This is a genomic window from Acinetobacter sp., from assembly GCF_036666595.1.
Lineage (GTDB): Bacteria > Pseudomonadota > Gammaproteobacteria > Pseudomonadales > Moraxellaceae > Acinetobacter.
The window spans coordinates 599226-612701 of record NZ_JAVWVO010000001.1 but is presented as its reverse complement, the minus strand read 5'-3'; the positions used below and the strand labels follow the sequence as shown (position 1 = coordinate 612701).

At 39.7% G+C, this 13476-nt stretch carries 9 protein-coding genes and 1 pseudogene; 6 read left to right on the top strand and 4 right to left on the bottom strand.

The annotated features are described in order from the left end of the window. Window positions 1–7 precede the first annotated feature (7 nt). Entirely contained in the window at window positions 8–1408 is a 1401-nt protein-coding gene (locus RR876_RS02885; RefSeq protein WP_004981288.1) for an amino acid permease, read from the bottom strand. Window positions 1409–1574: 166 nt separating this feature from the next. Then, entirely contained in the window at window positions 1575–2636 is a 1062-nt protein-coding gene (gene hppD / locus RR876_RS02880; RefSeq protein ID WP_332477598.1) for a 4-hydroxyphenylpyruvate dioxygenase, read from the bottom strand. A 964-nt stretch (window positions 2637–3600) separates the two neighbouring features. On the opposite strand from hppD, the gene RR876_RS02875 reads away from it, so the two are divergent. After that, complete coding sequence (locus tag RR876_RS02875) at window positions 3601–4527, top strand: LysR substrate-binding domain-containing protein (protein ID WP_332477599.1); 927 nt, start codon at window positions 3601–3603, stop codon at window positions 4525–4527. Between the two features lie 79 nt (window positions 4528–4606). On the opposite strand, the gene RR876_RS02870 is transcribed toward RR876_RS02875, so the two are convergent. Further along, window positions 4607–5905 carry a Xaa-Pro peptidase family protein gene (locus tag RR876_RS02870; protein ID WP_332477600.1) on the bottom strand — a complete coding sequence of 433 codons (1299 nt, stop codon included), beginning with the start codon at window positions 5903–5905 and terminating at the stop codon, window positions 4607–4609. A 198-nt stretch (window positions 5906–6103) separates the two neighbouring features. Continuing rightward, entirely contained in the window at window positions 6104–7822 is a 1719-nt protein-coding gene (locus RR876_RS02865; protein WP_332477601.1) for a BCCT family transporter, read from the bottom strand. Window positions 7823–8144: 322 nt separating this feature from the next. Here RR876_RS02865 and RR876_RS02860 point away from each other — a divergent pair, with 322 nt between their 5' ends. The 5 genes and pseudogenes from RR876_RS02860 (at window position 8145) to RR876_RS02840 (ending at window position 13476) form a co-directional block, all read left to right on the top strand. Beyond that, the gene (locus tag RR876_RS02860) at window positions 8145–9335 is read left to right on the top strand and encodes an aromatic ring-hydroxylating dioxygenase subunit alpha (RefSeq protein WP_332477602.1); all 1191 of its coding nucleotides are present in this window, start codon (window positions 8145–8147) and stop codon (window positions 9333–9335) included. A 1-nt stretch (window position 9336) separates the two neighbouring features. After that, window positions 9337–10767 carry an aldehyde dehydrogenase family protein gene (locus RR876_RS02855; RefSeq protein WP_332477603.1) on the top strand — a complete coding sequence of 477 codons (1431 nt, stop codon included), beginning with the start codon at window positions 9337–9339 and terminating at the stop codon, window positions 10765–10767. A gap of 25 nt (window positions 10768–10792) precedes the next feature. Continuing rightward, window positions 10793–10954, top strand: a pseudogene (locus RR876_RS02850) (rubredoxin); the annotation flags it as partial. Further along, the gene (locus RR876_RS02845; protein ID WP_332477655.1) at window positions 10943–12148 is read left to right on the top strand and encodes an FAD-dependent oxidoreductase; all 1206 of its coding nucleotides are present in this window, start codon (window positions 10943–10945) and stop codon (window positions 12146–12148) included. The pseudogene RR876_RS02850 and the gene RR876_RS02845, both read left to right, overlap by 12 nt. Window positions 12149–12159: 11 nt before the next feature. Further along, the gene (locus tag RR876_RS02840) at window positions 12160–13476 is read left to right on the top strand and encodes an FAD-dependent oxidoreductase (RefSeq protein WP_332477604.1); all 1317 of its coding nucleotides are present in this window, start codon (window positions 12160–12162) and stop codon (window positions 13474–13476) included.

Below are 13476 nucleotides of genomic sequence, written 5' to 3'. Positions count from 1 at the left end.
TACGATATTACGCTTCTGGTAAGGAAGTGATTTTACTTTTTTCAAGCAACGCAACATGATCTTCTTGCTTCCGTTTAAAGAGATAAGCCGTCAGTAAAATCGCAATCCAGACTGGAATCATGAGAACAGCAATTTGCATATCTGGGCTACGACTCATAATGAGCAGAATACTCGCCATGAAGGCAATACATAAATAATTGGTAAATGGATAGGCCACACTTGGAAAGTGAGTTTTTACCTGCATGCGATTCATGGCTTTTTTAAACTTTAAATGTGTATAAGAAATCACGACCCAGTTAATCACAATAGCCGCTACGACCAGCATCATGAGTAAGTTAAATGCTTTTTCAGGAAATAAATAGTTAATCAGAACACATATTAAAGTAAAGAAAGCTGAAACCATAATGGCATTTACAGGAATACCACGCGGATTAATTTTGCTTAAAAATTTTGGGGCATTGCCTTGTTGTGCCAGACCAAGCAGCATTCGGCTGGTACAGTAATTGGTGCTGTTATAGACAGAAACAGCTGCAGTCAAAACCACAAAATTCAAAACAGCGGCCACGGTTTGGCTGCCCAACGAGTCGAAAATCAATACAAAAGGACTACCGCCTTCAGCCATCATATTCCATGGATAAAGTGACAAAATCACGACTAAGCTTAAGATATAAAACAATAAGACACGGTAAACAATTTGATTGACGGCTTTTGGGAGGGTTTTTTGAGGGTTATCTGTCTCTGCTGCTGCAATACCTACCAGTTCAATTCCACCGAAAGCAAACATAATCATGGCCATAGCCATCACTAAGCCTGTAATACCATTTGGGAAGAAGCCACCGAGCTGCCACAAATTTTGTAAGCTAGACTGGCTATGACCACTACCGCTAGCCAGCAAGTAACTACCAAAAGCAATCATGGCAATAATTGCCACGACCTTAATGATGGCTAGCCAAAACTCCATTTCACCAAATAATTTCACGTGCAGTAAATTAATGACATTAATGAAAATAAAGAAACCCAAAGCAGAAACCCACGTTGGAATATCAGGCCACCAGTAATGGATATAGAGGCCGACAGCACTGAGTTCAGCCATACACACTAAAATATTCAGTACCCAATAATTCCAGCCAGACATAAAGCCCGCAAATTTGCCCCAGTATTTATAAGCAAAATGACTAAAAGAACCGCTCACGGGTTCATGCACTATCATTTCACCGAGTTGGCGCATCATAAGAAAGGCAATAAGGCCTGCGATGGCATAGCCTAAAATAACAGAAGGTCCTGCGAGTTTGATGGTTTGTGAAATACCGAGGAAGAGCCCTGTGCCGATAGAACCACCGAGGGCGATGAGCTGAATATGACGATTACTTAAACCTTTTTTCAGGTTTCCTTGTTCAATGTGCTGCATTTTTATTCTTCATCCATGTGAGATAAAGCCCTGAACCATGATGATGTGTGTACTTATTTTTATATTGTCATCGGAGCAGACTTTAATTTTACGAGTATAATTTTTGCGCAAAAGTTAAATTTCCCTGTACATAAAACTATATGTACAGGGAAATTCTAGAAATCGTTTAAGCTTTAGATACATCTAAAACACCACGTTTAATTTGATCACGTTCAATCGACTCAAATAGCGCTTTAAAGTTGCCTTCACCAAAACCATCGTCATCTTTACGCTGAATAAATTCAAAGAAGACAGGACCTAGCATATTTTGAGAGAAAATTTGTAAGAGGAGACGTTTATTACCGTCTTTAGTATTGCCATCCAGCAAGATGCCACGTTTTTGTAACTCATCGGCAGGTTCACCGTGGTTAGGCAAACGGTCATCTAGCATTTCATAATAGGTATTTGGTGGAGGTGTCATGAACTTGGCACCTAACGCTTTTAATTTGTCCCAAGTGCTGATCAGGTCATCACAAATGAAGGCAATATGCTGAATGCCTTCACCGTTAAATTCATTCAGGAATTCGGCAATCTGGCCATTTCCTTTATCCGAATCTTCATTGAGCGGAATACGGATTTTACCATCTGGTGCCGTCAGTGCCTTGGACGTTAGGCCAGTATATTCACCTTTAATATCGAAGTAGCGAATTTCTTGGAAGTTAAAAATCTTTTCATAGAAATCAGACCAATACTGCATACGGCCTTTATAAACATTATGGGTCAAATGGTCGATTTCATATAAACCTGTGCCGACAGGATGGGATGGCACATCATCAAAGAAGATGAAGTCATTTTGGTAAATGTCACAATCGACGAGGAAAATAGGAGAGCCACCAATCCCTTTAATTGCTGGGATATTCAGCTCCATAGGGCCAACTTGGTTGTAAATTGGTTCAGCACCAATTTCTATCGCCTTTTTAAATGCCTTTGCCGCATTCTTGGTACGGAAACCCATTGCACAGGCAGAAGGGCCGTGTTCTTTATAGAAATAAGCTGCATACGATTCAGGCTGATAATTTAGAATGATATTAATTTTGCCCTGACGCCATAAATACGCATTTTTAGACTTATGCTTTGCCACTTTGCTGAATCCAATAGTTTCAAACACCGCATCTAGCTGACCATCTTCAGAAACAAATTCAATAAATTCGAATCCACACAGTTCTAATGGGTTGGCTAATTCATTCATACAACGTCCTCATTTCTTTTTTAAGCAATCCTATTGCTTATCTTTTTAACGATTCCTTTCAGAGCTAACGGACTGGTCGCTACAATTCTAGAGCGAGAGAGACAAATCCGTTTGTCTGAAATGGGGCACCTGTTCAGTAGCATTCTCAATGTTGAGTGAACAAGTGCAGAAGTTTTAATTCATCATACTTGATCTAAATTATTATTCAATACGTAATTTAATTACGCAATAAATAAAATCAGTAAACGATTGACCTATAAATTAAATTAATATTATTCATAAAAATATTTTTTAAAATAGGGGCGCTTTGTTATACCAAGATTTCAGGATGAAATCTGTGCTATAGAACTAAAATACAAAAGAAAAATTGGGTATGAAATTTGGCTCATTCAGTGCATCTATTTAGAACAGCTATTTGAAAATGAAACAGCCAAGCAACTGATTTGAGCACGAAAATTAATTGTAAAATATCGAGAACAGTTTGACTTACTAAAATCTGATTTGAAAACCCAGATGCAGGGTGTCGCAACGAGCGAGTTTCTTCACGCTGATGGATGAGTCAGCTTGGTAAATAAACCAATGGATTGACTCTAAATTGGTAAGTTGAAAATGGGAGCTTTAGCTCCCTTATTTTTTTGTCACTAAATTTATGCGGGAGAGCAAAAATTGAAATCTGCTCTTAAATTATTATTTATATAAATCTTATTTTTGACGATTTCATCAACAAACTTAATTTTGAATTGCCATTTTTGTTTAGTTATTACTAAAACTCATGAATTAAGTAGTTTTTCTCACTTTTTATTCATGTTCACATGTGACATTTTATTGCCAAAAGAGTTTAGTTGAAAACTTTAGCTCAGAAATTTAAAAGGAGGGGGAAGTAAGAATCAAGATTTAAAGCAATGATAGCTTAAACAGGATTCAACTTTAAGAAAAGGAAATATAGGACAAATTAGGAGTGTCCATGAAAATCAAACCATTGCCACCAATGAATAGCCTTATTGTATTCGAGGCAGCTGCTCGCCACCTTAGTTTTACAAAAGCCGCTGATGAGTTAACTGTCACACAAGGAGCGATTAGTCGACAAATACGACAGTTAGAAGAGTATTTAGGAAAAGAGCTATTTATACGCTCGAATCGCAATATTTCTTTAACCCCTACAGGATTGCAATATTATCAAACCATATATAGCTCTTTATTGAATGTTGCACAAGCTACAGCTGAAATCAAGAAATGGCAGGGTGAGCACCAAATTACAGTTGCTACCACAAATGCGATGGCAGCGCTTTGGTTATTACCTAAAGTTGCTTCTTTTCAGCAAAATAATGAAGGTGTTGATTTAAGAATATTGACTACAGAAAATATCTTAGACTTACATAAAATGGATTTTGATTTAGCCTTGTTCTATTGCCGAACACCACCTGAAAGGATGAATGTTACAACGTTATTTCCTGAAGAAGTTTTTCCTGTATGTAGTCCCAGTTACCTTACACAATTTAATGCCGATAGTATTCCTGAAGATATATTTGGTAAGGCTTTGTTATATCTGGATGATTCTCAAAAAGACTGGATTACATGGGCGGAATGGTTCGAAGCTGTTAACTATCCTGTTGTAAAGCCCAAAAACAGAGTGAATATCAATAATTACCCAATGTTATTGCAGGCTGCGATTAACGGGCAGGGGGTGGCTTTGGCCTGGGGGTCTTTGATTGATGATTATCTTCAATCAGGAACCTTAGTTCGTCCTGTCGAGACTGTATTACGAACGCAAGCAAATTTCTGTATGTTAGAGCCCTCGGATCGCGGGATGATTCCTTCGAGTGTGAAACACTTTCGAAATTGGTTATTGGACCAGCTACCAGGACAAGTTGGGCAAAAGGGCTTAAATTAATAGAATGTGGATATATTCCAAGAGGGGAGATGATGAACGTTCCACCCTCTTGGATAATACACATAGATTGTATTAAGCATTATATTGATAAAAGACGTGACTCAAAGGGGTATAAGGTCAGGACTTCAGGACCATTTTCGGTAATTAGAACTTGATTTTCGAGTTTAACCCCCGACCCACCTTGTTTATGACCTACGTAGCTTTCAACACACATAACCATGCCGGGTTCTAAAATACCGTCGTATCCATAACTGTCCCATGCTTCTTTAAAGTAGATTCCTGGTGCTTCATCACATAGTCCTACACCATGATAAAGAAAAGAGTAATGGTTATACTCGAGAGGGTCGTACTGTAAAGCCTTATGAGTCAACTCTTTAAAAGTTACACCTGCACGCAATAATTCGGTGTTTATTTGAATTTGGTCATATGCCATTTGATAAATACGTTTTTGTTCCGCCGTTGCTGCTTTATCGCCACATAGCCATGTCCGTGAAGTATCAACACAAATACCATAGGCTCCAATCATATCTGTATCAAAACCGACTAAATCACCATTTTGGATAATCCTTCCACTACATTCTTGATACCATGGATTACAGCGAGGACCAGAGGATAATAGGCGAGTTTCAATCCACTCTCCTCCACGAGCAATATTTTCAGCATGTAAATATGACCATAAGCGTTGTTCAGAAACACCAGGCTCAAGATGGCTATGCATGACGGCTATGGCTGAATCTGTGGCATGTACAGCGCAGCGCATGGCATTAATTTCATCTTCACCTTTAATGGCGCGTGCAAGCTCCATAATGACTTCACCATTTTCAATACTGAGGCCAAGGTGTTGTAATTCTCTAATCCCTTCATCATTACATTTATCGACAGCAATTTTTTTGTTGCCTTGACCTAGTTCTAAAACGACATCATAAATTTCATGCGCCCATTTTTTTACTTGTTCATCAATACGAGATCCTGCGCAGAAATAAAACCATGAGATACATGGGCGAATTTGGCTCACCACTTTAGAGTGGTCAGCCAAGAAATCACAGTGATCGAATTCCCACAACACGACTTTCCCTTCTGCGGAAACATAGGTATAGCGTCCTGCATTATGTAATAGCCACACCTGCATATTCGTCGTACCTGTTGCATAACGAATATTAATGGGGTCATACAGCAAAATACCAGCTAATCCTTGCTGTTTTAATAATGCACAAATTCGATCTAAACGGTATTGGTGCATACGATCTAAATTAGGAAGTGTAAGACCAGCTTGTTGCCATTCCGATGTTGCTAATTCACCAGGTCCAATTTGATGCATATTTAAATGTTCAGGATGACGATTGCCGATACGGTTTTGAAAGAGTTGTTTACTATTCATTTTATGTCCTTACACAGTCTTTATTCTTGTCCATGAATCATTAGTTTTAATACGTAATTTATAAACTGAATATTGATTTTTTTGGTGGGTGATCATGAGTTAAAATCATGTTTTTTTTTAATTGTTTTTTATGATTTTATAAAAAGGAGGGCAATTAAAAATTGCTCTCCTTATAGTACACATTCAGCAAAGCTGGGATTAAACCTCAGGCTTTATTTGGATTTCGGTTGAAGTTAGTGTAGTAGCAGAAAAATCTTCTTTTACGTCTTCCGTGGGTGGGCTTGTAAGACCTGTTGAAACTTCTTTATGCAATGCTTTAAGAAGCGCTCCGCACATAATAGTTAACAAAACTAGTATGGGGAAACCAAACAGAATAACGGCAGTTTGAATCGCTTTTAACCCTCCAACATAAAGTAGCCCCAAACTAATTGAAGTTACAAAAAGGCACCAAATAAGCCGAGTTCGAATAGGAGTCTCTTTTTCTGAGCGGGTATCAAGGAAACAGAGTACATGTGTGCCGCCATCCTGTGAGGTGACTAAGTATGTAATCAGTAGCAAGCATGTCGTAATACTCAGAATCATTCCAAACAAACCATCATCAATTGCATCGTATAAAGCAAAGATGGCGAGAGTATTGTCTTTTTGGGTGGCTTGTACAATTGGTCCACCTTTAAATTCAGAGGAGGCTTGTGGAGTATCTGATATTTTAGAAGTTGCTTCCTTTTGTAAGCTTGAACCTGTATTTACAGAGGCCTGGGCTACTTGAGCAGTTTGTTGCTCAAATGTTTGACGAGCATTTTGCTCAACTTTAAGTGCGGAACCACCAAAGACACTCATCCAAATAAATGTTACTAAAGTAGGAACAATTAAAACACCTGCAATAAGCTGACGAATAGTTCGGCCTTTAGAAATCTTGGCAATGAACATCCCTACAAAAGGTGCCCAAGTTGACCACCATAACCAATAGAATGCTGTCCACCAGTTTTGCCATTCAGAGTCTTTCTGGGCATCACTCCATAAACTCATACTGATAAAGTTGGACGAGTAGTTACTTAAACCTTCGATATAAGAGTTTGTAATATAACGAGCAGGGCCGACACACATTAAAATCACGATTAAAATAATCGATAAAATAATGTTTAATTCTGAGATACGGCGCATGCCTGTGCCAATACCACGGACAACAGAAATGGTTGCAAGGCTAGACAACAATACTAAAATAATAAATTGAGACGTGACATTAATGCCTAAACCAAACACCTTATTTAGGCCAGCATTAATCTGTAGGACACCAAGTGCAAGCGTTTGAGAGATACCAAAAGTGGTAACAACAATAACAATAATATCAACTAAATTTCCAATAGGTCCATAGATACGATTTCCAATGAGTGGATGCAAGATGGAGCGTAAAGAAAAAGGGAGTCCCTTACGATATGAGAAATAGCCAATTGCTAAAGCTGTAATACAATAAACTGACCACGCATGTAAGCCCCAATGGAAGAAGGTGATTTGCATTGCCATGCTGGCAGCTTCATCAGTTAACCCCTTCGTGAATGGATTGCTGGCATAGTGATTCATGGGTTCTGCAACGCCCCAGAAAACTAATCCTACACCCATTGCGCATGAGAATAGCATTGAGATCCATGCAAAGTAGCTATATTCAGGTTTGTCTGTGTCTTTACCTAGTTTAATGAGGCCATAACGACTGAACATGACATAGATAAGAAAGAAGCAAATACCAGTCACAGACAATAGAATAAACCACTTCATATTGTGCAGTAAAATATTTGATAAATAAGAAAAAATTTCAGCTGCTTTATCTGCGTACACAGCACAGAATAAAACAAATATGACTACTAATATTTTCGAAATCACAGATACGGCTGTGTTGGATTCAGAGATCCCTGTTGTACGCATAACTCCTCCTTGGATGCGTGGCAAACGGTTAACCACCTGTTAACTGTTTGTGTTGTCCATAAAAGAGTAGAGATATACCAGAGGCATGCTCAACTCATTTATTCTCATCTCCAAGTGAGTTTTTGTAATAAGTCTATTTTTTAATTGCGTAATTTGATGAGTAAAAATACATGATTAAAACTCATGTGTACCGACCAAAAAAGTCGTTTGTCTATCATCAGGATGTTTTACACAATCTCCATGAAGCAGCACATGGTGCTAACGAGTAGTTAATACCAACGCAGGGAGCACTGCGTTATTCAATGTAAATGGAGATTATCAGATGAATAGTCAAGTTAGCCAGAAACTTATTACAGTTCAGCAAGTCGACAATGTTTTAAACCCGATTACAGAATCAAATGGTATGCCAAATATTGCCTATACCAGCACTGAATATTTTAATTTCGAACGTGACAATATTCTTAGTAAAACTTGGGTTTGTGTAGGTTTTGCTTCAGATCTTCCTAAAAAGAGTTATGTAAAGCCTGTTAATTTTATGGGTATGCCACTTGTCATGATGCGCAACCGTGAAGGCCAAGTTCAAGTCTTTCATAATGTGTGTAGCCATCGCGGTATGATTTTGGTGCAAGAAGAAGGCACTATTGAAGGTGTGATTCGTTGTCAATACCATTCTTGGAGCTATGATTTAAACGGTAATTTAAAAGGCACTCCACATGTCGGTGGAATTAATCAGCATAAAGATGAACGTTTTAAATGTGAAAAGCATGGATTAAAAGCTCTTCGTTCAGCGATTTGGATGGATATGGTTTTTGTTAATATCTCTGGTGATGCCCCAAGTTTTGAAGAGCATATCGCACCGCTAGTAGAGCGTTGGAAACCTTTCTTGGGGGAAAACGGTTTAGAGCTTATTCGTAGTAGCAAAATAGGTTCAACTTTCGAGTTACCTGTAAAAAGCAACTGGAAGCTTACAGTTGAAAATTACTGCGAAGCTTATCACTTACCTTGGGTTCATCCTGCATTAAATACATACTCAAAATTAGAAGACCATTACAACATTATGTTTGAAGACCGATTTGCAGGTCAGGGTAGTTATAAATATAACTTGTCAGCTACAGCCGGTACGCATTTACCAAAATTCCCAAGCTGGCCAGAAGATCAATTACGTCATGCGGAATATGTAGCTGTGTTCCCGAACGTATTACTTGGTATTCAAGCAGATCATGCATTTGCAATGATGATTGACCCAATTGCGCCAGAGCAAACGATTGAAAAATTACGATTGTATTACGTTGGTGATGAATCACTGGACGCTAAATATGATGAATGCCGCAAAGCAACTTTAGAATCATGGAAAGTTGTATTTGCTGAAGATGTATTTGCAGTTGAAACCATGCAGAAAGGTCGTCATTCACCTGGTTTTGGTGGTGGTGTTTTCTCCCCTGAGATGGACTTACCAACACACTTCTTCCAAAAATGGTTAGCAACCCAAGCTAAAAAAGGATTGGAGGCGTAATATGCAACATTATCTCAATTATGTTGATGGTCAATGGCGAGATTCTTCTCGCCAGTTGGAAGTTATCAATCCGGCAACAGCACAAGTATTTGCTACGGTGGCTCAAGCGAGCATTGGTGATGCTGATGCTGCTATGGCAGCCGCACATCAATGTGCAAGCAGTGGGGCATTAACTGATGTTCGTCCAGCAAAACGTACAGCATGGCTATTAAAAGCGGCAGATGCGATACGTGAAATAGCTGCTGAGGGGGCATTAATCCTTTGTCGAGAAAACGGCAAAAACTTGGAAACTGCCCGAGAAGAATTTGATGAAGCGGCTCGTTATTTTGAGTACTACGCGGGAATGGCCGATAAAATTGAAGGAATCTCAGTGCCGTTAGGCAAGGATTATATTGATTTTACATCTTATATTCCAATGGGAGTTTCAGTTCAAATTGTGCCATGGAATTTTCCAGTTTCAATTTGTGCACGCTCTTTAGCACCAGCTTTAGCTGCTGGTAATGCAGTTGTCGTGAAGTCGCCTGAAATATCCCCACTAGGCATGATTTTATTATTTAAAGCCCTTGAAAAAGCAGGCCTTCCGCATGGTGCAATCAATTTGCTCTGTGGAAAAGGGTCAGAAGTTGGTAGCCATTTGGTGAAACACCAATACACCAATCAAATTGTATTTACGGGTTCTGTGCCAACGGGTCAGCGTATTTTAAGAGATGCAGCTGAGCGTGCGACACCATCAGTGATGGAATTGGGTGGAAAATCAGCAGCAATTGCCTTTGCTGATGTTGATCTTGATCAATTATTGCGTAGCGTAAAAGTTGGGATTTTCTATAACTCGGGTCAAGTATGTTCAGCAATGTCACGTTTACTTGTGCACCGTAGTCGTTTTGAAGAAGTAAAAACTGCAGTAATGGCCTTGGCTGAGAGTCTGACTGTGGGAGGGGGGGAAAACAATGCTGAACTTACTCCAGTTGTATCACATGAACAGCAACAACAAATCTTAGCGATGATTGAAAAAGCACGTGAAGAAGGTGCCAACATTCTTACTGGTGGGTACGCACCAGATTTATCAGGCTATTTTGTTTTACCGACAATAATTGAAGCCACTCCAGAGATGTCGATTGCACAACAAGAAGTTTTTGGTCCTGTAATGGTGATTATGCCATTTGAGACTGAAGATGAAGCTGTTGCTATTGCGAATGGTACAGACTTTGGTTTGGTCGCGGGTGTCTTTGGGGAAAATCTGAATCAAACGTTGCGAGTAGCGAATCGCTTAGTTGCTGGGCAAGTCTTTATCAATGAATGGTTTGCAGGTGGTATCGAAACCCCATTTGGTGGTGTCGGATTATCTGGGTTTGGTCGTGAAAAAGGGCAGGAAGCCATCTTCAGTTATGTTCAAACACGCAATATTGGAATTCGTTTGCAACATAACGTGTAAATAGTAGAAAAGGGAAGTAGACACGATGAGAAAGTGGTTATGTATTGTCTGTGGCTGGATTTACGATGAAGCGAAAGGCTGGCCTGACGACGGAATTGCTCCGGGTACCAAATGGGAAGACATTCCTGAAGATTGGATGTGTCCTGAATGTCAGGTTGGAAAAGCTGACTTTGAAATGCTTGATATCACAGATGATGTTCTTGAAGAAACTGCAATTGCTAGTCTGAATGTGATTGAACCAATCGTGATTATTGGAAGTGGTCATGCTGGGTATCAATTGGCTACAGCATTACGCAACCAATCAAAAGAAGTGTCTATTACCCTATTTACAGCAGATGATGGTGCAATTTATAGCAAACCTTCTTTGTCGAATGCTTTGGCATTAGGTAAGGATGGGGAAAGTTTGGTACGAGAGACAGCTTTAAGTTGGGAACAACGTTTAAATGTGCGTGTTTATGCTCATACACATGTTAAGCAGATTGATCGTGTGAATAAAAAGATTCATACCTCTATTGGCGAATATCCATATGGACGTTTAGTTTTAGCGACTGGTGCAAGTCCAATAACTATTCCAATTCAGGGGGATACCTCTGATGTCTATAGCGTAAATGATTTAGCCGATTACCGTCTTTTCCGCGAGAAGTTAGCAGCTAAACAACACGTTACTATTTTAGGTGATGGATTAATCGGCTGTGAATTTGCCAATGACCTCGCTGCGCATGGTCTTAAAGTGACTGTGGTCGGGTTGGGTCAATCAGCGATGGGGCGTCTAATTCCCGAAGAGTTAGGCTATGCATTACAACATGCCCTTAGTCAAATTGGGGTTGAATGGCGATTACAGAATAGTATTCAGTCAATTCAGAAGGTAAATGATAGTTATCAAGTTCAGTTACAAGATGGGCAGTTATTGGAGACGGACTTAATTCTAAGTGCAGTGGGTTTACGTCCAAATATCACATTAGCACAAGCAGCAGGCTTAAATACGTCTCGTGGAATATGTACAAGTCTAGATCACCGTACCAGTGATACATCTATTTTTGCCTTAGGTGACTGTGTAGAGGTGGAAGGTCAATGGATGCCTTACATAAGTCCGATTAATCAAGCACTTCCAGCTTTGACGGATAACCTATTAGGTAGAGCTCAAAAGACTCAATTACAAGAAAGTCCTGTAATTGTAAAGACACCAATTTTACCGCTTTCGCTACTACCTGCAATGGGTGAGGGAAAATGGCATGTTGAACAGCATGATGGTGAATGGAGTGCAGGTTTTTATGATGCCACAGGTAAGTTAACTGGCTTTGCCTTATTAGGACGTCAGTTGCAACAAACTCGTAGTCAATGGCTTGCAAAAATTAACTCGCATCAACCATCAACAGTTTAAGGAAGAACAAGATGATTGCTTTACCGAATGATGATAATACTTGTGGATGGTATGCCGCTTTACCGTCTGCAACACCAGCTAAAAAGTTAGTTGGTACACAAAAAGCCGATTATGCAATTATTGGTGCAGGTTTTGCTGGCTTAGCGGCGGCACGTCGTCTTGCGGAGTTAAAACCAAATGCGCGTATTATCTTAATTGATGCACAACGTGTTGCAGAAGGTGCATCTGGTCGTAACTCTGGTTTTGTGATTGATCTACCTCATAAATTTGCATTAGGGCATCCAGATCCAGCTCATAAGCAAAAGTTATTAAGTTTGAACCGAGCAGCAATTTCTCAATTACAAGGTTTGGTGGAAAAACACAATATTGAATGCCAATGGTCTGCTGCAGGTAAATATCAGGGCGCTATCGGTGAACGAGGTGAAACACATCTTAATCACTTTGAACACTTGATGAAAGATCTCGGCGAGCCGTTTCGCTGGGTGGAAAAAGAAGAGCTGAAAAAGGTTTTAGGAACAGATTATTACAGCCGAGCGATTTTTACTCCTGGTTCTTATTTAATGCAGCCAGCAGCTTTGGTTCGAGGTATGGGTGAGCATCTACCTGAAAATGTTGAATTATTAGAGCAGTCTCCAGTTCGTAGTTTGGACAAGGAGAGTGGTCAATGGGTACTCCAAGGGGATCATGGTTCAATAACCACCCCTAAAGTGCTATTGGCTACCAGCATTTTTACAAAAGAATTCGGCTACTTAAAGAATCGTTTGTTACCTGTTATGACGTTTGCAAGTTGGACTCGTCCTTTAACTGATGAGGAAATGAAGCGTTATCACGGCCAATTGGATTGGGGACTTACTCCTGCTGATCATGCAGGTACTACCTTACGTATGACTGCTGATCGTCGTATTTTGATTCGGAATACCTATAAACATGTACCAAAGTATGGTGCAAATGTGAGTGACGAAACCCGTCGTTGGATTCAAGAAGATCATCGTAAGGCATATTTAGCGCGCTATCCAGAGTTAGCAGATGTTCCATTCACCCATACTTGGGGTGGCGTTTATGCCATTTCTCGTAATTTCACCAATTTCTTTGGTCAATTAGAAGATGGTGTTTATGCCAGCGCTTGTGACAATGGGGTCGGTGCTGCATGGGGAACTATTTCAGGAACTTTACTTGCAGATTTGGTCGTGGGTACAGATTCCACAGCATTAAAAGATATCCAATATGTGACAGGTATGCCAAGTTTAAATCCACCAGAACCATTTTTAGGAATTGGTGTCAAAACGCGTATTGCATTTGAAAAGTGGCGCAGTCGTAGTGAATTGTAA